At 64.5% G+C, this 22,617-nt stretch carries 24 protein-coding genes; 8 read left to right on the forward strand and 16 right to left on the reverse strand.

The window, feature by feature from the left end; translation table 11 throughout:
• Positions 1-70: 70 nt before the first annotated feature.
• From L5849_RS06280 to L5849_RS06325, 10 genes are all read right to left on the reverse strand, one after another.
• A complete protein-coding gene (locus tag L5849_RS06280; RefSeq protein ID WP_115416263.1) occupies positions 71-760 on the reverse strand; it encodes an aspartate/glutamate racemase family protein in 690 nt (229 codons plus the stop codon).
• Positions 761-835: 75 nt separating this feature from the next.
• Complete coding sequence (locus tag L5849_RS06285) at positions 836-1,816, reverse strand: alpha/beta fold hydrolase (protein ID WP_236924873.1); 981 nt, start codon at positions 1,814-1,816, stop codon at positions 836-838.
• Complete coding sequence (locus L5849_RS06290; protein ID WP_115416261.1) at positions 1,813-2,841, reverse strand: SO2930 family diheme c-type cytochrome; 1,029 nt, start codon at positions 2,839-2,841, stop codon at positions 1,813-1,815. Before L5849_RS06290 ends, L5849_RS06285 begins: the two co-directional genes overlap by 4 nt.
• Positions 2,838-4,031 (reverse strand): parallel beta-helix domain-containing protein, encoded by a 1,194-nt coding sequence (locus L5849_RS06295; protein ID WP_236924874.1) that lies wholly within the window; start codon positions 4,029-4,031, stop codon positions 2,838-2,840. The genes L5849_RS06290 and L5849_RS06295 overlap by 4 nt, the downstream gene beginning before the upstream one ends.
• 53 nt (positions 4,032-4,084) lie before the next feature.
• Complete coding sequence (locus tag L5849_RS06300) at positions 4,085-4,429, reverse strand: hypothetical protein (RefSeq protein WP_115416259.1); 345 nt, start codon at positions 4,427-4,429, stop codon at positions 4,085-4,087.
• Between the two features lies 1 nt (position 4,430).
• The gene (locus L5849_RS06305) at positions 4,431-5,882 is read right to left on the reverse strand and encodes an NAD(P)(+) transhydrogenase (Re/Si-specific) subunit beta (RefSeq protein WP_370459168.1); all 1,452 of its coding nucleotides are present in this window, start codon (positions 5,880-5,882) and stop codon (positions 4,431-4,433) included.
• 119 nt (positions 5,883-6,001) lie between these two features.
• Entirely contained in the window at positions 6,002-6,286 is a 285-nt protein-coding gene (locus L5849_RS06310) for an NAD(P) transhydrogenase subunit alpha (RefSeq protein ID WP_047806364.1), read from the reverse strand.
• On the reverse strand, positions 6,286-6,663 hold the full coding sequence (locus L5849_RS06315) for an endonuclease domain-containing protein (protein WP_368735724.1): 378 nt from the start codon (positions 6,661-6,663) through the stop codon (positions 6,286-6,288). Before L5849_RS06315 ends, L5849_RS06310 begins: the two co-directional genes overlap by 1 nt.
• 89 nt (positions 6,664-6,752) lie before the next feature.
• Positions 6,753-7,880, reverse strand: a complete 1,128-nt coding sequence (locus tag L5849_RS06320) for an NAD(P) transhydrogenase subunit alpha (protein WP_236924876.1) — start codon at positions 7,878-7,880, stop codon at positions 6,753-6,755.
• A 4-nt stretch (positions 7,881-7,884) separates the two neighbouring features.
• The gene (locus L5849_RS06325; protein WP_115416258.1) at positions 7,885-8,010 is read right to left on the reverse strand and encodes an aa3-type cytochrome c oxidase subunit IV; all 126 of its coding nucleotides are present in this window, start codon (positions 8,008-8,010) and stop codon (positions 7,885-7,887) included.
• 188 nt (positions 8,011-8,198) lie between these two features.
• On the opposite strand from L5849_RS06325, the gene L5849_RS06330 reads away from it, so the two are divergent.
• Complete coding sequence (locus tag L5849_RS06330) at positions 8,199-9,617, forward strand: sigma-54 dependent transcriptional regulator (RefSeq protein ID WP_236924877.1); 1,419 nt, start codon at positions 8,199-8,201, stop codon at positions 9,615-9,617.
• A gap of 127 nt (positions 9,618-9,744) precedes the next feature.
• Entirely contained in the window at positions 9,745-10,539 is a 795-nt protein-coding gene (locus tag L5849_RS06335; RefSeq protein WP_236924878.1) for an SDR family NAD(P)-dependent oxidoreductase, read from the forward strand.
• On the opposite strand, the gene folP is transcribed toward L5849_RS06335, so the two are convergent.
• The 5 genes from folP to L5849_RS06360 all read right to left on the reverse strand — a co-directional run bounded on the left by folP (position 10,536) and on the right by L5849_RS06360 (position 15,167).
• Positions 10,536-11,645, reverse strand: a complete 1,110-nt coding sequence (folP, locus tag L5849_RS06340) for a dihydropteroate synthase (RefSeq protein ID WP_236924879.1) — start codon at positions 11,643-11,645, stop codon at positions 10,536-10,538. The two genes, L5849_RS06335 and folP, sit on opposite strands and share 4 nt — an antisense overlap.
• On the reverse strand, positions 11,642-12,196 hold the full coding sequence (locus L5849_RS06345; protein ID WP_236924880.1) for a GNAT family N-acetyltransferase: 555 nt from the start codon (positions 12,194-12,196) through the stop codon (positions 11,642-11,644). The genes folP and L5849_RS06345 overlap by 4 nt, the downstream gene beginning before the upstream one ends.
• 40 nt (positions 12,197-12,236) lie before the next feature.
• On the reverse strand, positions 12,237-13,376 hold the full coding sequence (locus tag L5849_RS06350) for a site-specific DNA-methyltransferase (RefSeq protein ID WP_305040835.1): 1,140 nt from the start codon (positions 13,374-13,376) through the stop codon (positions 12,237-12,239).
• Between the two features lie 197 nt (positions 13,377-13,573).
• Entirely contained in the window at positions 13,574-14,503 is a 930-nt protein-coding gene (locus tag L5849_RS06355; RefSeq protein ID WP_236924881.1) for a calcium/sodium antiporter, read from the reverse strand.
• 37 nt (positions 14,504-14,540) lie between these two features.
• Positions 14,541-15,167: a ribonuclease HII gene (locus tag L5849_RS06360; protein WP_236924882.1), complete on the reverse strand. Its 627-nt coding sequence runs from the start codon at positions 15,165-15,167 to the stop codon at positions 14,541-14,543.
• On the opposite strand from L5849_RS06360, the gene L5849_RS06365 reads away from it, so the two are divergent.
• The 6 genes from L5849_RS06365 (at position 15,166) to L5849_RS06390 (ending at position 20,203) form a co-directional block, all read left to right on the forward strand.
• Positions 15,166-16,344 carry a PQQ-dependent sugar dehydrogenase gene (locus L5849_RS06365; RefSeq protein WP_236924883.1) on the forward strand — a complete coding sequence of 393 codons (1,179 nt, stop codon included), beginning with the start codon at positions 15,166-15,168 and terminating at the stop codon, positions 16,342-16,344. The two genes, L5849_RS06360 and L5849_RS06365, sit on opposite strands and share 2 nt — an antisense overlap.
• Positions 16,345-16,393: 49 nt before the next feature.
• A complete protein-coding gene (locus L5849_RS06370; protein ID WP_236924884.1) occupies positions 16,394-16,915 on the forward strand; it encodes a GNAT family N-acetyltransferase in 522 nt (173 codons plus the stop codon).
• Between the two features lie 198 nt (positions 16,916-17,113).
• The gene (locus L5849_RS06375) at positions 17,114-17,662 is read left to right on the forward strand and encodes a DUF1285 domain-containing protein (protein WP_236924885.1); all 549 of its coding nucleotides are present in this window, start codon (positions 17,114-17,116) and stop codon (positions 17,660-17,662) included.
• A complete protein-coding gene (locus tag L5849_RS06380) occupies positions 17,659-18,261 on the forward strand; it encodes a CoA pyrophosphatase (protein WP_236924886.1) in 603 nt (200 codons plus the stop codon). The genes L5849_RS06375 and L5849_RS06380 overlap by 4 nt, the downstream gene beginning before the upstream one ends.
• On the forward strand, positions 18,258-19,442 hold the full coding sequence (locus L5849_RS06385; protein ID WP_236924887.1) for a CCA tRNA nucleotidyltransferase: 1,185 nt from the start codon (positions 18,258-18,260) through the stop codon (positions 19,440-19,442). The genes L5849_RS06380 and L5849_RS06385 overlap by 4 nt, the downstream gene beginning before the upstream one ends.
• Positions 19,443-19,672: 230 nt before the next feature.
• A complete protein-coding gene (locus tag L5849_RS06390) occupies positions 19,673-20,203 on the forward strand; it encodes a hypothetical protein (protein ID WP_115416247.1) in 531 nt (176 codons plus the stop codon).
• Between the two features lie 117 nt (positions 20,204-20,320).
• On the opposite strand, the gene parC is transcribed toward L5849_RS06390, so the two are convergent.
• Positions 20,321-22,612, reverse strand: a complete 2,292-nt coding sequence (gene parC, locus L5849_RS06395) for a DNA topoisomerase IV subunit A (RefSeq protein ID WP_236924888.1) — start codon at positions 22,610-22,612, stop codon at positions 20,321-20,323.
• Positions 22,613-22,617 lie beyond the last annotated feature (5 nt).

Consider the following 22,617-nt stretch of genomic DNA (forward strand, 5'->3'; position numbering starts at 1 on the left):
AACGAAATGCGAACCCATGCGGTTTTCGGCAGATTGTGCCCGATTGCGGCCGAGGTCCGGCCCGGCGATCTCAGCCGAGAATCCAGTCTGCAGCCGCCCGGCAATGGATGTCGGTCGAATCAAACACGGGAAGGACATTCGCATCGGTATCGACGACAAGTTCGAGCTCGGTACAGGCGAGCACGATGGCCTGCGCCCCTTCCTTCTCCTTCATCGTGATAACCGTCTTCAGGGCACGTTCGGCATCGCGTGTGACGCGCCCCAGCATCAGTTCCTTGTAGATGATTCCGTCGACCAGTTCGACATCGCCCGGATCGGGCGGCAGCAGATTGACGCCATGCGATACCAGCCGCTGACGATAGAAGCTCTCCGTCATCACGAAGCGGGTGCCCAGCAGAGCCGCGCTTTCGCATTCGGCCTCCTTCATCGCCTTGCCCACGCTGTCGGCTATATGCAGCACCGGGATCGAAACCGCCTCGGTCAGTCGGTCGTAAACCTTGTGCATGGCGTTGGCCGCGACCACGAGACCTTCCGCGCCCGCACTTTCGAGCCGCCGGGCGGAATCGATCAGCGTGGAAGCGATCAAGTCCCAGTCGTCGGCATTCTTGGCTGCCGCGATGGGGCTGTAATCGAGGCTTTCGATCAGTAGCGGAGGGCTCGCCATCGGGGCGGCGCGCTTCTGCACGAATTTGTTGATCCGTTCGTAATAGGCGCGGGTCGAGATCCAGCTCATACCCCCAATAATGCCGAGCTTTCGCAAGCGTTGATCCTCTTATCCGCCCTGTTGTTCGCAGATCGCGGTTTCTCCGCGTATCCGGGGCTTAGAACGGACGGATTACGAGGCGGTTCCTCCGCTTTGCTCGTTAGTCGACGCGAGCACCTTCTCCAGCCATACCTGCAGGTCGGCAACGCTCTCTTCGGCAGCCTCTTCCATCGGAATGTGGCCGATTCCGGGATAGCTGGCCAGCGTCGCATTGGGCAGATGCTCCATATACCAGGCCGCCGCTTCATAGGGGATCAGCGCATCCTCCTCGCCCCACATGACCAGCGTGGGGACGGCGACCTTACCGACCTCATCGACAGCGAAATTCTTGCGTCCGACCGAAAAGCGCTTGCGCGTCGCGGCGCGATTGCCTGGATAGCGGGCCAGTTCCCAATAGCGATCGACCGCCTCGGGCGTCACGACATCCTGATTGCTGACGCTTTGCGACAGGCTGCGCGCGACCAGCGAACGCGGGAGCATCTGGCTCATCGCATCGCCAACGACCGGTATTCCGGCAAGCGTAAAGGCCAGATTCCCGCTGCCTTCGCTTTCGATCGGGGCACCGCCGGCATCGACGAGCACGAGCGCGTCGAGGCGCTCGGGCTTGGCAATCGCGTATCCCATGGCGATCGCCCCGCCCATCGAATTGCCCGCCAGAGTGAACCTGTCGATATCGAGAGCGTCGGCAACTTCGTCGATATCCTCGACAAAGGACCCGAGCGCGTATTCGCCATCCGCGGCAGGCCCTGTCAGCCCGTGTCCGCGCTGGTCGAAGCGGACCACGCGATAATCGCCCTTCAGCGCATCGGCCCATTTCTGCCAGGTGTGCAAATCGGCATTCGACCCGTGCAACAATATGATGACCGGCGCATCGCGCGGCCCCTCGTCGCGCACATGCACGCGCCTGTCGCCGTCGATGGCCAGCATGCGCGAGGGCGGCGTTCCGTATTTCGCCTGCATCTCCGCCGGATCGGTATCGGGGACGCGGAAGATAAAGAAGGCGACCACCAGCGCGAGCGCCAGCCCGCCAAGGATGCGCCAGAACCACTTCATGGCGCCATTTCCTCGATCCAGCGACGCACGATATCGAGCCCTTCCTCGTCCACGGTGGATTTACCGAGTTCGGGCATGGCAACGCCCGGTTCCGGGCTGGCCATGCGATAGGTCAGGATCGAGCTGTCGGGCGAGCCGGGGACGATGTCGAACAGGTGCCCCCCTGCTCCACGTCCGGCGGCTACCGGGCGCTTGCCGATGCCGATAGCCTCGGGGTTCTGCTGTTCCCAGCGCAGGTCCAGTCCGCTGTTTGAGGCGGTCGCGCCGGGCCGATGGCAATGCGCGCAATTGACGTCGAGATAGGCGCGTGCAGCGGCAGTAAGATTGGCGCTTTCGCGCTGCTCCCAAACCGGGAACTGATCCGCATCTTGCGGTAGCGTGTCGAGATGCCCTGCCGATACCATCTCGCTCAGCCAATCGTGCGAGAGATTGCGCGCCTTGGGACCAATCGGGACGACCTCGCCATCGAGGCCGTGGCATTCCTTGCACTGGTTCTTATTGGGTATGCGGTAGCTGATCGCCTCGCCCTTCGGCGTGGTCAGATCGAGCCGCGCACCTGCCACCGCCAGCCGCGCATCGGTCTGCTCCTCGTTCCACATATAAGGCAGTGCCAGCCATCCATCGGCTCGGTGGAGCAGAACCCGGGTTTCGATCAGGCGGCGCTGGCCATCCTGTTCGAAGGCGAAGGTCTTGATCAGCGCCGTGCCGACGGGGAACTCGGGCAGTCCTTCGCCCTGCGCCGCCATTGCCGTGCCTTCGGGCAGGTAGACGAACCGCAGTTTCTCCGCCCCGTCCGAAAAGAGCGGCGTGTTCAGGCGGTAGGGCGTGACACGATCGACCGGGACTTGCGCGCTTGCATCGCGGAAAAAGCGGAAATGCGACAACAGGCGCGGCATACCCTGTGCGATCGCCTCGTCATTCACCGGCTCGACGATCGCGGGCTGCGAGAACACTTCCGCCCGCGCGACGAACGACCCGGCAAGCGCAAGGCTTGCGGCACCCAGCAAGGCGGTTGCGTACTTCATCCCCCCAACCGCGCCGCGAGTTCTGCCGGCGCGCCGATACCGCTACGGTCGAACTCGCCGCTGGGCGCGGGAACCGACAGGGGGCCGGGTTGCGCGCTGTCGAGGCCGGCGCCCGCCTCTGCCAGATTGAGGCTCCAGCCTGCCGTACCCTCGACCGCGGCGAGCGAACCCAACCCGTCCCACAGCACCGGCGGCAGTTCGCCGCCAAAGGCCTCGAGCAGCATCTCCGCGCCCTCGAGCTGCGGATCGTAGCCGCCGCCATTATAGATATTCTCGCCCACCACGACCTCGCGTGGCAGCGGATTGTAACGCTCGTCCTCGAAGCTCTGCGTATAGGCGATGACCATCACCGGCGCGGTCGGATTGCCCGAGAGGATGTTGTCCTCGATCAGCACCTTGTCATTGGCCATCACCATGATGCCAGTGCCGCGCCGAACGCCCGCCACGATATTGCCCGGAGGTGCGAAATTGGGTGTGTCGTTGGCCACCACCAGATTGTTGGCGACGATCACATTGCCGCCCCCCATCACCGGCAGATCGGGCAGATCGAAGACCAGAATTCCCCCAGTATTGCGCGTGGCGATATTATGCTCGACCAGCGCATTGCGGCTGTTTTCGATCTCGATCCCGGCAACATTCGCCTCGGCGATCGAATTGCGCACGGTAATCCCGTTCGACTGGCCGACATAAATCCCAGCATCGCTCGCGCCGGTGACCTTCACCCCGTCGACCAGCACGCCGGTGCTTTCCACCGGATAGATGCCATAGGCGCCGTTTTCGGGATGCGGCCCGCGCGTCCAGGTCACGCGGATGCGGTGATAGACGATGTTGTCCGCGCCCTTGGACTTGATCCCGTCGCCCTTGGGGTTTTCCAGCGCGAAATCGCGCACGGTCACGTTGTCGCTGGTGATCAGAAAGCCCTCGCCCGCATCCGCTTGCGTGGTGAAGTCGAGCACGGTTCCGTCCATGCCCGCCCCGCGCACGGTCACGCCATCGACATCGAGGCTGATCCCGTCGGTCAGCATATAGCGTCCCGCAGCCAGCACGATTTCGTCGCCCGGCTCGGCCAGGATCAAGGCTTCCTGCAGTTCCTGCTGCGCGTTCTCGCCCGGCGCGACCTCATGCGTGGCGGCGAAGGCAGGGGCAGCGGATGCGAGAAGCGCGGCGGCAATCGACAGTTTGATGGTCATGAGTCTCTCCCTTGCAACCTATTGTGCCGCAAGAGCGAATGATTGCAAGTGTTTCAGCCACTCGCGAAGGCGCAAATCGCGGCGGAACTCGCCACGACTTCAAGGACTTCCCGATCGTCGACGCGCCGTACCCGCTCCAGAAATTCGGCTATGGTGAGCGGAATATCGGGTTCGCCCGCCTCCGCCTGGAGATTTTCGAGCTTGCGAAGCTGCCCCACCGAAAGCCGCTCCGCCATGCGTCCGGCCATGCATTCGGCCATCGGCTGCGGCAGGCCGCGCGCGATCATCTGTTCCTCGAGCCGGTCTTCGACCGTGCCCCGCATCCCGCCGCCGATCGTCGCCCATACGATCACGCCGACAATGGCCAGCAGCGCAAGCGCGATCAGCACGCGCTTCATGTCAATCCAGCGCCTTGACGATTTCCTCGACCATCTTCTTCGCATCGGATAGCAGCATCATTGTCTGGTCCATGTAGAAAACGTCGTTGTCGACGCCCGCATAGCCCACGCCGCCCATGCTGCGCTTGATGAAGAATACCTGCTTGGCCTTGTCCACATCGAACACGGGCATGCCGTAAATGGGCGATGACTTGTCGGTCTTCGCCGCCGGGTTCACGACATCGTTCGCGCCGATGATGAAGGCGACGTCGGCCTGCGCGAATTCGCTGTTGATATCCTCCAGCTCGAAGACGTTTTCGTAAGGCACCTGCGCTTCGGCGAGGAGCACGTTCATATGCCCCGGCATGCGCCCGGCGACGGGGTGGATGGCGTATTTCACCTCCACGCCCTTTTCTTCGAGCATGTCGGCCATTTCGCGCAGCGCGTGCTGCGCCTGCGCCACTGCCATGCCGTAGCCGGGGATGATGATCACCTTTTCCGCCTGCTCCAGCATGAAGGCCGCATCGGCCGCGCTGCCCTGCTTGTAGGGGCGCTGCTCCTTCGCCTCGCCGCTGCCTGCGCTGGCATCGGCGCCGAAACCGCCTGCGATCACCGAGATGAAGCTGCGGTTCATCGCGCGGCACATGATGTAGCTGAGGATCGCGCCCGACGAGCCGACCAGCGCGCCGGTGATGATCATCGCCGTATTGCCCAGCGTGAAGCCCATCGCCGCCGCGGCCCAGCCCGAATAGGAATTCAGCATCGAGACCACGACCGGCATGTCCGCCCCGCCGATAGGGATGATCAGCAGGAAGCCGATGAGGAAGGCGAGCACGGTCAGCGCCACGATCAGCGGCAGCGTTTCCGCGGGGCCGGTCGCCATGGCGAACAGCGCGGTCAGCACGATAATCGCCGCCAGCGTGCCGAGATTGATAACATGGCGCGCGGGCAGCAGGATCGGCGATCCGCTCATCCGCCCGGAGAGCTTGGCAAAGGCGATGACCGAGCCGGAAAAGGTGATCGCCCCGATGGCGATGCCGAGACCCATTTCGACCTTGCTCACTGCACCGATGCTGTCGCCGACAAGCAGGCCGAAAGCGCCCGGATTGAGATAGGCCGCCCAGCCCACCAGGACCGCGGCCAGGCCGACGAGCGAGTGGAACGCCGCGACCAGTTCCGGCATCGCGGTCATGGCGATGCGGCGGGCGATGAGAAATCCGATCATGCCACCGATAGCGATGGCGATTGCGATCTCGACGATATTGGCGACGTCATGCGTGACCAGCGTCGTCACCACCGCAATCAGCATACCGGCCATACCGAAGCGATTGCCCCGGCGGCTACTGGCAGGGCTCGAAAGCCCGCGCAGTGCGAGGATGAAGAACACGCCCGAGACCAGATAAGCCAGCGCAACCCACGGATTCACCGCCTCGCCAGTCGCGGCATGGGCGGGGGTGGCAAAAAGACCGGCCAGAAGGGCAAACGTCACGCCGGACTTGCTCCGGGGTCCCGCTGTCTTCGGCCCGACCCGCAAATAAAGCGGGACCCCGGCTCGTGGGCCGGGGTGACGGCTGTTGGAGAGGAAGCGCATCATCACTTCTTCTCCTTCTTCTTGTACATCGCCAGCATGCGCTCGGTAACGGCAAAGCCGCCGAAGATGTTCACGCTCGCCAGCACCACGCCCGCCAGCCCCAGCCATTTGGCTGCCGGACTACCGGCTTCGGCCGCCGCGATCAGCGCGCCGACGATAATCACCGAGGAAATCGCATTGGTCACCGCCATCAGCGGCGTGTGCAGCGCGGGCGTGACCGACCAGACCACGTAATAGCCGACGAAACACGCCAGCACGAAGATCGACAGGATCGAAATGAAATCCACTAACCAGCCTCCCCGGCACGGGGAGGGGGACCAGCCGGAGGCTGGTGGAGGGGATCCGCCAACCACGCGACAATCGCTTCTGCGGTATCGACCGCATCGGCGAGGACGCGGGTGGCGTTGACCCTGAGGACCCTGAACCCGTTTTCTCTCAAATATTGCGCGCGTCGCTCGTCGAACTTGGCGCGGTCGGAATTTTCGTGAGCGCTGCCATCAACCTCAACGACGAAACGCTCGGACAGGCAGCAGAAGTCGGCGATATAGGGACCGATCGGATGCTGCCTGCGGAACTTGGATCCGCTCGGACGCTGGCGGAGTTGTTGCCAAAGCATCCGCTCCGGCTTGGACATATCCCTGCGCAGCTTGCGGGCGCGAACCACCTCCGGTCTCGCAACGAACCTCGAATCCCCTCCACCGCGCTTCGCGCGGTCCCCCTCCCCGTTCCGGGGAGGCTGGGAAGCGCTTGCGATCAAGCGAGTAGCCTCTCGTTCACGACCTTGCCGCCTTGCGTCAGCCGCACGGCGTCGCCGATTTCCTCGTCGAGGACGGGCTTGCCCGCCTCCTTGTCCCAGAAGGCGGAAAGGAAATTGTAGTGATTGCGCGCGAACAGTGCCGATGCATCGGCGGCCAGATGGCCAGCGGTATTGGTGTAACCGACGATTTTCACGCCGTGCCTTTCCACTACCTCGTCAGGCTTGGACCCTTCGACATTGCCGCCTTGCGCAACCGCGAGATCGAAGATCACGCTGCCCGGCTTCATCGTCGCGATCTGCGCGTCGCTGATAAGCCGTGGAGCAGCGCGCCCCGGAATCAGCGCAGTGGTGATGACAATGTCCTGCTTGGCGATATGCGAAGAGACGAGTTCCGCCTGCGCGGCCTTGTATTCCTCGCTCATTTCGGTGGCATAGCCACCCGAACCCTCGCCTTCGATCCCGGCGACATTCTCGACGAAGATCGGCTTGGCGCCCAATGACTGGATCTGTTCCTTGGTGGCGCTGCGCACATCGGTCGCGCTGACCTGCGCGCCCAGCCGCTTGGCCGTGGCGATCGCCTGGAGGCCCGCCACGCCCACGCCCATCACGAAGACCTTGGCCGCCTGCACCGTGCCGGCGGCGGTCATCATCATCGGGAAGGCGCGGCCGTATTCGTTGGCTGCGGTCAACACCGCCTTGTATCCGGCAAGGTTCGACTGGCTGGAGAGCACATCCATACTCTGCGCGCGGGTGATGCGCGGCATGAATTCCATCGACAGCGCTTCGAAACCGCCCTTCGCGTAAGCCTCGACCAGTTCGCGATTGCGAAACGGATCGAAGGTGGCCGCGACCCATGCCCCGGGCTTCGCGCCCGCCAGCGCGGCGACATCGGGCGCCTGCACACCGAGCACGATATCCGCACCCTCGACCGCTTTCGCACCGGGAACGACCTCCGCCCCGGCTTGCGCGTAAGCTTCGTCGGTGATCGCAGCGCCCAGACCGGCGCCCTCCTCGACCGCGACTGTGGCCCCGAGACCGGCGAATTTCTTCGCCGTCTCGGGCGTCAGCGCAACCCGGCTCTCGCCCGGCGCGCGCTCCTTAAGCACCGCGATACGTAGCGCCATGCGCTTATTCGGCAATCAGGATGACGATGAGCAGGGTAAGGATGGCAACGAGCGGCACCGACCATTTCAGCAAGCCGATGAAAGACTCGTAGGTTTTGTTGTGCGCCTTGTGGTCGTTGGCGGAATCCATGACGATATGTCCCCGTTTGGAATTGATTTCCCGGTCGGTCTATCGCGGAGGTGCCCCGCGCTCAAGCCCCGCCGTCGCGCCAGTGCCCGTGAAACAGGCTTAATCGGCTCTTTACCCGTTTCGGATAGAGGGTGGGGACAAGAACATGATCTGATATCCGAGCGTTGCGAGGGAGCACGGCAAAACACATGGCGACCCAGGAAAACCGCCTGTTGATGCTGATCGACGACGAACCGGCGCAGAGTCGGCTTGTGTCGGCGCTGGCCGCGCGCGAAGGCTGGCGGACATTGACTGTCGAAACCAGCGAAGCGGCACTCGAAACGCTCGCCTCTCCCGAGGGCAGCGACGTGCAGGCCATCCTGCTCGATCAGTGGGTCCCGGGCGATGCGGCCTGCGACCTGATCCGCGAACTGCGTGCGGCGCGGCCCGATCTTCCGCTGCTTATGCTAACGGCGAGCACATCGCCCTTGCTGGCGGTAGAGGCCATGCGCGCGGGCGCGACCGACTACCTCATCAAGCCCGTCGGGTCGGACCGATTGCTGCAGGCGCTCGCCAGTGCGACCCGCGCCGAACGGCCTCGCGCCGAACTTCAACCAATGGCCGAAAAGCTGCCCCATCCACTCGATTTCGACGCCATGGTCGGAACGGCGGCCCCTTTCCGCACCGCGCTGGCCAAGGCCGCCACGGCAGCGCGCGGCCACGCCCACGTCTTGGTCGAGGGCGAAAGCGGCACGGGTAAGGATATGCTGACCCGGGCCATGCATGCCGCCAGCAGCAGGGCCAAGGCGCCGATGCGGGTGGTGCATTGCGGTGGCATGCCGCCCGCCTCGCTCGAATCCCTGTTGTTCGGACATGAGAAAGGCGCCTTTGCCGGAGCCTTCGACCGCCAGACCGGACTGATCGAGTATTGCGATGGCGGCACTCTCATCCTCGACGATATCGACCGCCTGCCCACCACCCATCAGGCGCGCCTTGCTGAGACACTTGCCAGCGGCATCGTGCGCCCCACCGGCGCGGCGCACGGCTTCAAGATCGACCTGCGCGTGATCGCCACCAGCGATTTCGCGTTCGACGAGCTGGTCGCCGCCGGCGAGTTCTCGCAGGACCTTTACGATCAGCTTGCCGCCACCCGCATCCGCCTTCCTGCCCTGCGCGAGCGGCTCGGCGACATCCCCGCCCTCACCCGCTACTTCCTCGCCAAGATCGGGGAACAGCCGGGACTCAAGCATCATTCGATCGCCGACAGCGCGCTCTCGCTTCTCGAAGCCTATGACTGGCCCGGCAATGTCCGCCAGTTGCAAGCCGTGCTGTTCCGCGCCTGTGTTTTCGAACAGCGCGAGGCACTGACCGCGCACAGCTTCCCCCAACTTGCCGAATTGCTCGGCGATCTGGCCGACCGGGGCGAAAGCCGCGCGCGCGGGCTGGGCGTGCTGCTCTATACCGATGATGGCAATGTCCGCCCGCTTGAAGAGATCGAGGCCGACATCATCCGCCTGGCCATCGGACACTATCGTGGGCGCATGACCGAAGTGGCCCGCCGTCTCGGCATCGGGCGCTCGACTCTCTACCGCAAACTCAGCGAACTCGGCATCGACAATGCGGCGTGAGCTGGCCATATAGAAGGCTCGCGAAAGGGAGCGCCTCAGGTGAACAAAAGCCACCGCTAAGTCGGACACATGCTCGACCGGGCCGGACAACGCCCGGACTCTCACCTGAATTTCCCGAGGTCTCTCAATGCAAAAACTGAACGACATGCTCTGCGTGGTAACCGGCGGTGCGCGTGGCATCGGCAAGGCCGTGTGCGCAGCTTTCCTGGCCGAAGGCGCGCGCGTCGTCCTCACCGATATCGACGAGGAGGCGGGCAAGTGCGCCGCCAGGGAACTGGGCTGCGAATGGCACCCGCTCGACGTTGCGAGCGAGGCGGAGTGGGAGGCGCTGGCCGAGGCCTTCCCGGCGATCGACGTGCTGGTCAACAACGCCGGCATCACCGGCTTCGAAGATAGCCCCGTAGCGCACGATCCCGAGCACGCCAGCCTGGCAGAATGGCACAGGGTCCATGCGGTCAATACCGACGGCTGCTTCCTTGGCTGTCGCTATGCCCTGCGCGCGATGAAGGCGCAGGCGAGTTCGGGCGGCACGGGCTCGATCATCAACATGTCCTCGCGCTCGGGCCTCGTCGGCATCCCCGGTGCCGCCGCCTATGCCGCGAGCAAGGCGGCGATCCGCAACCACACCAAATCGGTTGCGCTCTATGCCGCGCAGCAAGGCTGGCAAATCCGCTGCAACTCGATCCACCCCGCCGCCATCCTCACCCCGATCTGGGAGCCGATGCTGGGCGACGGGCCGGATCGTGAAGCGCGAATGGCAGCGCTGGTCGCGGATACGCCGCTCAAGCGCTTCGGCACGGTCGAGGAGGTCGCCGCGCTGTGCGTCTTCCTCGCCAGCGCCGACAGCGCCTATATGACCGGCTCCGAGCTTACGCTCGATGGCGGGTTGCTGGCGGGATCTGCGGCCTCGCCGGGGAGCTAGTCCGGCAAATCCCCGAAATCGGTCAGCGCCGCGTCGCGCAGGCCCCGCCAGACATTGCGCGCCTGGAGGGTTTCGGGGACGTCGTGGACGCGGTGGAGCTGAACGCCCGCATCCATGCCCTTCACCGCCAGCGCCACGCTTCCGCCCAGGCGGTCGGACGCTGCGACTTCGTTCGACAGAGCGCCGATCATCCGCTTGCGGCTCGCCCCCAGCAGCAGCGGGTGGCCCAGCGCATGGAACATCGGCAGCGCATTGATGAGCGCGAGATTGTCGGCCAGCGACTTGCCGAAACCAATGCCGGGATCGAGCAGGATGCCCTGCGCCTCAACCCCTGCCGCCAGCGCGGCATCGCGCCGGGCGCGCAGTTCGTCGAACACGTCGAACACCACATTGTCGTAGGCCCCTCCCTCATGCAGATCCTCGCCGCTGCCGGGCGCGTGCATCAGCACCACCGGGCAAGCAGCGCGCGCGACCACTTCGGCGCTGCGCGGATCGTGGGTGAGGCCCGACACATCGTTGACCAGATGCGCCCCGGCCTCGAGCGCAGCCTCCATCACCGCCGCCTTGCGCGTATCGATACTGACCGCCGCGCCCATGCCCGCGCAAGCCTCGATGGCGGGCACGACGCGGGCGATCTCGTCGCCTTCCCACAGCGGTTTGGCGCCGGGCCGGGTGCTTTCTCCGCCCACATCGATGATGCTGGCCCCAGCCTCCACCATCGCCGCCGCATGCTCGCGCGCGGCATCGGGGCTGTCATGCGCGCCGCCGTCGCTGAAGCTGTCAGGGGTGACGTTGAGGATGCCCATCACCTGCGGCTGATCGAGCCGCACCGTGCGCGCGCCCAGCTCGATCGGCGGATGAGCGAGCGTCAGATTGGCCCATTGTGCTTCCGCCTCCGCGCCGACTTCATCGGGCAACGCTGCCAGCACCTCCGCCATTGTATCGGGCGCGGCGGGCCAGCGTTCGGCTATGTCGCCATCCCGCCGCAGCACCACGGCAAAGCGGCTTGCATAGACCATCCCGCCCGCGAGGCGGATGGCATTGCCATGTTCGGATTGCGGGCCGGGCACGAAGCCGATGGGGCGGATATAGATGCGGTCGGTCATGTGTCCCTCATCTGTGACGCGCTTGCTGCATAAGCTTCGCGCGACAGGGTGTAGATTGCCACGTCGCAAATCCCCTTATGGGTTTCTTCGTAAGAGAGATGCAGCGCCTCGCGCACAAAACCAAGCCGTTCGAGCAGGCGGATCGATGGGACGTTATCAGCATCGACTTCCGCTTTAAGCCGATGCGCCGGTTTATCGCCTCCAAACAGGTGGGCTATCAAGGCGGCAGTGCATTCAAGCGCGATCCCCTTGCCCTGCTGGTTGGCGCAGGTGATGTAACCGATCTCCTCCACCCCGGCCTCGTCCTGCGGAACGGCGACGAACCGCCCGACGACTTGGCCATCGGTATCTTGGGCAATCCACGTACGACCGGTCCAGCTCGGATCGGCGAGCCAGCTCCACAGCTCTTCTTCCGACGAGAATGCGGGCCGCGAGAGATAGCGGCACTGCGCCTCGTCCCCCAGCGTCGGCAGCAGGGCCGCGGCATCTTGGCGCTGCAATTTGCGCATGGTGAAACGCGGCGTCTGAAGAGTGGTGACAGGCTTGATCATGGTATGCCCTGCCTTGGCCGGTGCTCGACTGGAAAGTCGCTCAATCCTCCACCGCCAGCAGATAGAGCTGCCGCGCGGCGTCGATGGGCTTCACGTCTCCATCCACTTCGTAGTGCCAGAAAGTCCATCCGTTGCAGCTCGGCGCGCCTTGTAGCTCCTTGCCGAGGCCGTGGATGCTGCCGGTCTGTTTGCCGCTGGCCAGTGATCCGTCGGCCCGCACCGTCGCGATCCAGCGGCGCTTCTTGTCGAACAGCTCGGTCCCCGGCTTGATATAGCCATTTTCGACCAGCGCGCCGAAGGCCACCTTGGGGGCGCTGCGGCCGGCCTGCATCGTGGTGAGCGCACTTTCGTCGAGCGGGAGTTCCTTCTCGATCCGCTTCAGCGCGGCCTCGCGGTAATTGCCTTCGCGCTCGCAGCCGATCCATTCGCGGCCCAGGCGCTTGGCCACCGCGCCGGTCGTGCCGGTGCCGAAAAACGGATCGAGCACCACATCGCCGCGCTCGGTGGTGGAGAGCAGCACGCGGTAGAGCAGGCTTTCGGGCTTCTGCGTCGGGTGGACCTTGTGGCCGCCCTCTTTCAGCCTTTCCGCCCCGTTGCAGATCGGCAGGACCCAGTCGCTGCGCATCTGCAGCTCGTCATTGAGCGTTTTCATAGCGCGGTAGTTGAAGTGGTATTTCGCCTTCTCGCCCTGGCTGCACCACAGCAGCGTCTCATGCGCATTGGTGAAGCGCGTGCCGCGGAAATTGGGCATGGGGTTGGACTTGCGCCAGACGATGTCGTTCAGGATCCAGAAGCCCAAATCCTGCAGGATCGCACCGACGCGGTAGATATTGTGATAGCTTCCGATCACCCACAGCCCGCCATCGGGCTTCAGGATACGCTTCGCTTCGGTCAGCCATTCGCGGGTGAAACGGTCATACAGCGCGAAGCTGTCGAACTGGTCCCAGTGGTCGGTCACCGCATCGACATGGCTGCCGTCGGGCCGGTTGAGATCGCCGCCGAGCTGGAGATTGTAGGGCGGATCGGCAAAGACGAGGTCCACGCTGGCATCGGGGATCGAACGCATCGCTTCGACGCAATCGCCCGGGATAATCTGCCCGAGCGGCAGCAGCTCCTTGGGCGTTTCCGTTTGTTTTACAGTCGCTTTCGCGCGACTCTTCGTGGTCGTGATGACCCCCATGACGCATACCCCTGTCCGTAGTTATCCACAGGGTGAGTCCAAATGGATTCCCGGTCAAGCACGAAAATTCCGACACATCGTGATTGTCGCCCGATTGCTCAGAGAGAACAGAAGGTGCCCGGCACAAGATATTGAGTCCGTATGGAATCCGTCGACTCAAGATGGTGCGGTGTGGCACGGAGGACTCACGGTGCCGGTCAAGCGAACAGCAGCACCGAATTGGCGGCGAAGGCTGCCAGCAGAAGCGCGCCCAGAGCCCGCCCCGCCCGTTTGGCGAAAGCGCACAGGCCGAGCAGCAGCGCAGCACTGGCAACGAGCAGCGGCCATTCGATATCGAGCAGCTCGACCGGGATCGCGAGCGGCGCGATGGTCATGGTCACGCCGCCGATCAGCAGCAGATTGAAGGCGTTCGAGCCGACGACATTGCCCAGCGCCAACCCCGGCTGACCGCGCCAGGCGGCCGCGACCGAGGCGGCGAGTTCGGGGAGCGAGGTGCCCACCGCGACCACCGTGGCGCCGATGGCCACTTCGCTGACCCCGGCCACACGAGCGATCTCCACCGCGCCTTCGACCAGCAGATGCCCGCCCGTAACCAGCGCGCCGACGCCAACGAGAAACAGCGCGATTGCGAGAATGAGAGCCATCTGCGGGCCGTCTTGACCGTCTTCTTCGACCGCCTCCGTCTTGCGGGGATGGGTCACGCGCCACAGGACATAGACTGCCAACGCGGCGAGCAGGAAAATGCCGATGCCGATCGAATGCAAACCGGCGAAGGCGATGCCCGCCAGCAGGACCGACGCGATCAGGCCGACCACCGCGTCACGCTTGCCCGCGCCGGTCAGCGGAAACGGAAACAACAGGGCCACCGCGCCCAGGATCAGCAGGCTGTTGGCGATGTTCGATCCGACGATATTGCCCCAGGCGATACCCGGCGACCCCATCAGCGCGGCGTCGACGCTCGTAACCAGTTCGGGCATGGACGTGGCCGCGCCGACAATGACCACGCCGGTCACAACCGTGGGCAGGCCTAGGCGGCTGGAAATGGAAACCGCACCGCGCACCAGCAGTTCGCCGCCGACCGTCAGCAAGACCAGCCCGCCGAGAACCATCATTATCGTCAATGCCATGCGCTGCTCCTAGCCTGCCGCAGCGCCGCCGCAAGCGCTAAAGCAGCGCAAGCTGGGCCACGGGCGCGAAACTGCGGCGGTGGAGCGGTGTCGGCCCATGCCTGCGCAGCGCCTCCATATGCTCGGCCGTGCCGTAGCCCGCATTGCGTTCCCAGCCGTAATGGGGGTGCGCATCGGCCGCTTCGCGCATCACGCGGTCGCGGTGCTCCTTCGCGAGGATCGAGGCGGCACCGATGCACTTTTCCTTGCCGTCGCCGCCGACGATCGGGCGGGCATCGGGCCAGCGCCAGCCGGGATTTCGGCCATGCGGACTCATATTCCCGTCGATCAGCACCTGGTCGGGGTCGCTCCCCAGCGCATCGACCAGCCGAGTCACGGCCAGCGTCATCGCCAGCATGGTCGCCTGAAAGATGTTGATCCGGTCGATCTCCTCGGGCTCGACCACGGCCAGCCCCCAGGCGCAGCTTTCGCGAATCCGCGGTTCCAGCAGGCCACGCTTTTTCGACGAAAGACGTTTGGAATCGTCCAACCCTTCGGGGCAGGGCTTGCACAGCACCACGGCGGCTGCGACTACGGGGCCTGCCAGCGGCCCGCGCCCGGCTTCGTCCACACCGACGATCAGCGGCGCGGCGCCCAAACCTGTTTCGGGAGTTGCACTCAACATGGCCCACTATCCATTACTCGCCGTCATCCTACCCCTCGCCATCGGGCTCGCAAGCTGCAGCAATGCCGCCAGTGTGGATACAGACGGCGCGGCGAAGGCGGCGGTCGCCGATACTGGTGAATTCGATGGCACCTTCGCCGTCGCCGAAATGGGCACTTACGACGAGCCCTGGGCGGTCACCTTCATCCCGGGCACCGAAATCGTGGTGGTCAGCGAAAAGGCAGGCGGGCTGAAGGGCTACGATACCGAGGCGGGCAAGGCGTTGTTCTTCACCGGCGTTCCGGAAGTCGACTATGGCGGCCAGGGCGGGATGGGCGATGTCGCTTTCCTGCCGTCGCAGGCGGGCAGTCCGCTGTCGGGGCGCACGATCTATCTGAGTTGGGCCGAGGCCGGGAGCGGCGACACGCGCGGCGCGGTGGTCGGGCGCGGTACATTGTCCTGCGAAGACCACCAGACCTGCGCGATCGAGGATCTCGCGGTGATCTGGCGCCAGGACAAGGTCACGGGGCGCGGCCACTATTCGCACCGCATCGTCTTCAGCCCCGACGAGCAATACATGTTCGTTGCCAGCGGCGACCGGCAGAAGCTCGACCCGGCGCAGGACACCGCCAACAATCTCGGCACCATCGTCCGCCTCAATCTCGACGGCACGCCCGCCCAAGGCAATCCGCTCGCCGGCCAGGGCGGTGCATCGCCGGACATCTGGAGCTGGGGCCACCGCAACATCCTCGGCATGGATTTCGATGCGCAGGGACGGCTGTGGGACATGGAACACGGCCCGCGCGGCGGCGATGAGCTGAACCTCGTGCGCGAGGGCGCGAATTACGGCTGGCCAAATGTGTCGGACGGCATTCATTACGATGGCGATCCGATCCCCGACAACGACACCAGCGATGCCTATGCCCTGCCCGCGATCACCTGGACCCCGGTCATCGCGCCGGGATCGATGATCTTCTATCGCGGCGACATGTTCCCCGGCATGAAGGGCGACGCGCTGATCGCGGGGCTGTCGTCCAATGCCATCATCCGCGTGGCGATCGATGGCGAGGACGCGCGCGAAGTGGCCCGCTATCCGATGGAACAGCGCATTCGCGGCGTGACCCAAGGGCCGGATGGCGCGCTATGGGTGATCGAGGACGGCGAAGGCGGGCGGCTGCTCAAGCTAACACCGGGCTAAGCCGAAATTGATCGACAGCGGCAGGGGGCGGCCCTAAGCGGCGCGCCCTATGGCGAGCCTCGTCCCCCTTTCCGCGATCGATCCGGCGCTGGTCGAAGATCTGCTCGACGCCGCGTTCGGCGAAGGGCGTCATGCGCGCACCGCCTATCGCATCCGCGAAGGCATGGACTGGCTCGAGGGGCTTAGCTTCGCCGCGCTCGACGACGAGGATTATCTCGCCGGGACGATCCAGCTCTGGCCCGTGGCGCTGACCGACCCGCAGGGCCGCTCGCATCCGATGATCATGGTCGGCCCCGTCGCGGTCATGCCCGGACGGCAGGGCGACGGGTTCGGCAAGGCGCTGATGGCGGCCAGCCTGGGCGCGATCGATACAGGTTTCGAAGATGGCGCCGCACCGCTGCCGCAGATCATGATCGGCGATCCGGAGTACTACGACCGCTGGGACTTCACTGCTCGGCACACCGGGGGCTGGCACTGCCCCGGCCCGTTCGAGAAACACCGCCTGCTGGCGCGGACCGGAAATCCAGCGATCCTGCCCGCCGAAGGAATGCTGGGGCCGTGGGAAGGGTAGTTTTTTGGTGCGTGCGATCAGGACATCCGTCCTGACCTTGCGGCGGCACCGGCCCACTCCCCCACCCGGCCACCCAATCAGTATCGTGCCGTGGGTGGGGGAGTGGGCCGGTGCAGCAAGCCTTCGACGGATGTCGAAGGCGCACCCGAAGAAAGACACGGATTGTCTCTCCCACCACCTTCTGCCATCGCTGGCGCCGTGCCTTACACCCCACCCCCCGAACTCGCCGGACTGTCGCTCGCCCAGATCGCCGAAGCGGTTGCCGAACGCAGGCTGCCGCCGGTGGAGGAGTGGTCACCGGAACATGTCGGCGAGAGCCATATGCGCATTGCCGCCGACGGGACTTGGTATCACGAGGGTTCGCCGATCGCGCGCCCAGCCATGGTCCGCGCCTTTGCCGGGCTGCTCAATCGCGAGGAAGACGGCAGCTATTGGCTGGTGACACCTTATCAGAAGCTGTCGATCGAAGTCGAAAACGCCTGTTTCATCGCCACCGATGTCAGCGAGACCGAAGGCGATCTCGCCTTTCGGCTGAACACCGATGAATTGGTGGTGGCCGGGCCTGACAATGCGATCCGGGCGGCGGGCAATGCCGATCGTCCTGCCATCTACGTTCATGTCAGGCGTGGATGCGAAGCGCGGCTCAACCGCTCGACTTATGAACAGCTCGCCCGGATCGCGCTCGAACGCGGAGACGACTGGACGGTGACGAGCAGTGGCCAGAGCTTCACTCTGCTGCCCGCATGAGTGCGATCTTCGACCGCCTGACCCGCTTGTTCGAGCATGGCCACAGCCGCGATATGACCGATCTGATGTCGGACAGCCGCTTCGCCGATGCGGAACGCACGGCCGACGCCGCCGTGCTGATAGCCGTGACCGAACAGCCCGACCCCACCGTCCTGCTTACCCAGCGCCCACGCACCATGCGCGATCATCCCGGCCAGGTCGCCTTTCCCGGCGGTAAGCTTGACCATGGCGAAGATGCGGTGGAGGCGGCGCTGCGCGAAGCATGGGAAGAATTGCATATCGAGCCAGAGCAGGTCCGCGTCATCGGCACGACCGATCGCTATCAGACAGGCACGGGGTTCGACATCACCCCGGTACTGGCAACGGTACCGCACGATCTGCCCATTCGCCCCGACCCGCGCGAAGTCGAAAGCTGGTTCGAATGTCCGCTCGACAAGCTGATGGATGCATCGCAATGGGGCCGCAATTCGGTATTCTGGAAAGGCGCGATGCGCGAATATCTCGAAATGGACCACGAGGGCTACAGGATCTGGGGCGTGACGGCGGCGATCTGCTGGAACCTGTCGCGGCGGATCGCCTGGCTGGAGGCCCACCGATGAGCACGAGTGCGCGCCTTCCCCGGGCCGCGTGGACGCAGCGCGCGAGCCTTGCGAAGCTGGTCGATGCCTTGGGGGCGCAGAATGTCCGCTGGGTCGGCGGCTGCGTGCGCGATACGCTGTTGGGACACGAGGCGAACGATATCGATGCGGCGACGCGGCACTTGCCCGCGACCGTGATCGACCGCTGCAAGGCTGCCGGCATCCGCACCATCCCCACCGGAATCGATCACGGCACGGTCACCGCGGTCCTTTCCGACGGCAGTGTCGAGATCACGACGCTGCGCCGCGATGTCGCCACCGACGGGCGCCGCGCGACGATTGTCTTCAGCGAGGAATGGCGGGACGACGCCGCGCGGCGCGATTTCACCATCAACGCGCTTTATGCGCATCCCGAAACGCTGGAGATCAGCGACTATTTCGGCGGGCTGGACGATCTCGCCGCGCGGCACGTGCGCTTCATCGGCGATGCCGCGACGCGGATCAGGGAAGATCATTTGCGCATCCTGCGCTACTTCCGCTTCGTCACGCGCTTCGGCGATTCCTGGGATGCGGAGGCAACCCGCGCCTGCAGCGAACTCGCCGCGACCCTGAAGGGACTGAGCCGAGAACGGGTCGGTCAGGAATTGCTGAACCTGCTGGCCCTGCCCGATCCAGCGGCGACGCTCGCGAAAATGCGCGAGTTGGGAGTACTCGATCATGTGCTGCCGGAAAGCGGCAGACGCGAGGTCGACCAGCTCGAACGCCTGATCGCTGCCGAAAAACACGCCGCTATCGCAACCGATCCCATGCGCCGCTTGGCAGCCCTGCTTCCCGCGATTCCGTCAGTGGCCGAAACGGTGGCCGCCCGCCTGCGCCTTTCGCGCAGCCAGCGCAGCCGGTTGGTATGTGTCGCCCGCCGCGAGATAAGTGACGGCGAACACCCGCGCGGACTCGCCTATATGGTCGGCATGGAATGCGCGATCGATCGCCTGTTGATCGGTGGCGCGGATGCGGCGCCGATCATGGGATGGGAACCGCCCGTTTTTCCCTTGAAGGGGGGCGAGATCGTCGCGCGCGGTGTGGGCAAGGGGCCGGAGGTCGCGCGCATTCTCCAGCGGATCGAGACATTATGGGTCGAGGAGCATTTCCCGCCCCGTGAAAGGGTGGAGGCCCTCCTCGACGAAGAACTCTCTGCCCGCTGACCACGGGCAATTGCGATCCTTCAGCTTGGCTTAAGGTGCAATGTAGCATAAATGCCACGCGGTTGCAGAAAGATGCGATCCGTGAAATAGAGCGCCGGTTCCCTTTGGGGAACTTGCGGGTGGCGCAGAATATCCACTCTCGCCCGCGTTTTCCAGTTTGATCGGCTCGATCGCGCGTTTCGCGCGTGGGGGAGCCGCGTCGTAAGAATAACAAGTCTTGGAGTTGCATTATGAAATTCGCGAAGCTGGCCGTTGCCGCCATCGCCCTCGCCGCCACCCCCGCCCTGGCCAACGAGCAGGTCGTTGCCGGTGCAGTCGTGACCGGTCCCGAAGGCAATGCCGTGGGCACGATCGTTTCGGTCGAAAACGGCCAGACCGTCCTCGACACCGGCAAGCATAAGGTTCCGCTGGCGGTCGACATGTATGGCGAGGGCGAAGCCGGCCCGACCATCACCGTCACCAAAGCGCAGATCGACGGCATGATCGACGCGCAGCTTGCCGAAGCCGCTGCCAAGCGCGATGCCGCGCTGGTCGTGGGTGCGCAGGCGATGGACGCGGAACACGCACCGCTCGGCACCGTGCTCGAAATCAACGGCGACAACGTCGTGATCGCTCGCGGCGGCGACGAAACCGATAAAGTCACGCTGCTGCGCGAACACTTCAGCGGCGGCGAGCATGGCCTGATGGCGCTGCTGACCAATGCGCAGATCGAGGCAGCGATGGCGCAGGCTGCCCCCGCTGGCGACAGCGCCGGGGAATAATCCCACTACCCTTGGACGGGTTTACAAAGGCCGGGGGCGAGGAATCGCCTCCGGCTTTTTATTTACATGTAATTCGCGCGCGCGATCGAGACCTCTGCTCCCCATACACGGACGACATCAGAACTTATTGTCGCGCGGGAAACCCTGCGGCGGGAGGCGTCCGGCGCCGCCGCGCGCAACCTTCCATTGCCACATTTCGCCTTCCGTGCGCGTGCGGTCGCCCTTGCCGCCCATCTGCCAGGACAGGCCCTCTGCGAGCGTGAACGTGGTCGCATCCGAGAGCCCCCCATCGCGATAGTTCTGCAGCTTGACCCCCTGCCCTTTCGACAGTGTCGGCAGTTCTTCGAGGTTGAAAACCACCAGCTTGCGATTGTCGCCCACCACCGCGACATGATCGTGGCCCGCCGCGATTGGCCGAACCACCGCGAGCCGCGCATCGCCCTTCAGATTGACGACCTGCCTGCCCTTGCGGGTTTCGGCCAGCAATTCGTCGGTCGTGGTTCCGAAACCCTTGCCGGTGCTCGCGGCGAGCAATAGCCGCTTGCCCTTTTCGTGCACCACCACCGCCACGATCTGCGCGGTTGCATCGATGTCCAGCGTATTCCTCACCGGCTCGCCGAAGCCGCGCGCACCGGGCAGTTTGTCCGCGCCCAGAGTGAAGAACCGGCCCTTGTCGGTCGCCAGCAGCAACTTGTCCGTGGTCTGGGCGTGAAACACGAAGGCAGGCCCGTCGCCTTCCTTGTGTTTGAACTCCTGGTCCAGAGGCAGATGCCCCTTGGCCCCGCGGATCCAGCCCTTCTGCGACAGGATCACCGTGACCGGTTCCTTTTCGATCATCGCATCCATGCTGAACTCGACTGCGGGGGCGGCCTCATCGATCGTCGTGCGTCGGCGGCCGAGATCGGTATCTTTGCCATATTCCTTGTGCAGGGCGTTCAGGTCTCGCTTCAATCGCGTGCGCTGGCGGGCAGGCGAACCGAGCAGTTTTTCCAGCTCGTCCTGTTCCTTGAGCAGATCGTCCTTCTCGCCGCGAAGCTGCATTTCCTCCAGCTTGCGCAAACTGCGCAGCCGCATGTTGAGGATCGCCTCGGCCTGCCGGTCGGTGAGGCTGAATTCCTCCATCATCACCGGCTTGGGCTCGTCCTCGGTGCGGATGATTTCGATCACGCGGTCGAGATTGAGGAAGGCGATGATATAGCCTTCGACCAGCTCCAGCCGGCGGGCGATCTGGTCGAGCCGGTGTTGGCTGCGACGTTGAAGGATGTCGATCTGGCTGGCGATCCAGTGGGTCAGGACTTCCTTCAGTCCCATCACCATCGGCGTGCGCCCGGCATCGAGCACGTTGAGATTGAGGCCGAAGCGCGTTTCGAGATCGGTCAGCTTGTAGAGCGATTCCTTGAGCAGTTCGGGATCGACATTGCGGCTGCGCGGAACGAGCACGATGCGGATATGCTCGTCGCTCTCGTCGCGCACGTCCTCGAGGATCGGCAGCTTCTTGTCGGCGATGGCCTGCGCGATCTGTTCGATCAGCTTGCCCTTGGGAACCTGGTAGGGAATTTCGCTTACCACCAACTGCCATTGCCCGCCGCCCAATCGCTCGATGCCCGCCTCGCGGTCCTCGGCCTTTTCGGCTTCGGCGGCGTGGAACCGGCCCCGCACGCGGAAGCTGCCGCGCCCGGTCTCGTAGGCCGCGGCGACCGTCTCGGCGCTTTCGGCCACGATCCCGCCGGTGGCAAAGTCCGGCCCCTTGAACAGTTCCATCAGCCGTGCGTGTTCGACATGCGGATTGTCGATCACCTCCAGCGTCGCATCGACGATTTCGGCGACATTGTGCGAAGGGATGTTGGTCGCCATGCCCACGGCAATCCCGCTCGCGCCATTGGCCAGCAGATTGGGGAAGAGGCCCGGCATGATCTCCGGCTCTTCTTCCTCGTTATTGTAGGTCGGGATGAAGTCGACCGTACCGGCGTCGAGGCCCTCCATCAGGCGCATCGCGGTCTTGGTCAGGCGCGCTTCGGTATAGCGATAGGCAGCGGCGTTATCGCCGTCGATATTACCGAAATTGCCCTGCCCTTCCACCAGCGGATAGCGCAGCGCGAAATCCTGCGCGAGGCGGACCATCGCATCATAGGCAGCCGTATCGCCATGCGGATGATACTTACCGATGACTTCCCCGACCACACGCGCCGATTTCTTGAAGCCGCTCGTGGGATCGAGCTTTAGTTGGCGCATCGTCCACAAAAGGCGGCGATGGACCGGCTTCAACCCGTCGCGAAGATCGGGCAGCGAACGTGCGGTAATCGTCGAAAGCGCATAGACGAGGTAGCGTTCGGACAGCGCGCTGTCGAAAGGCGCGTCGACAATCGTGTCGAACGGATCGGAATCGGGAATATCGGTCACATCGGCCATTCGAC

It is taken from the genome of Erythrobacter sp. SN021, assembly GCF_021864455.1.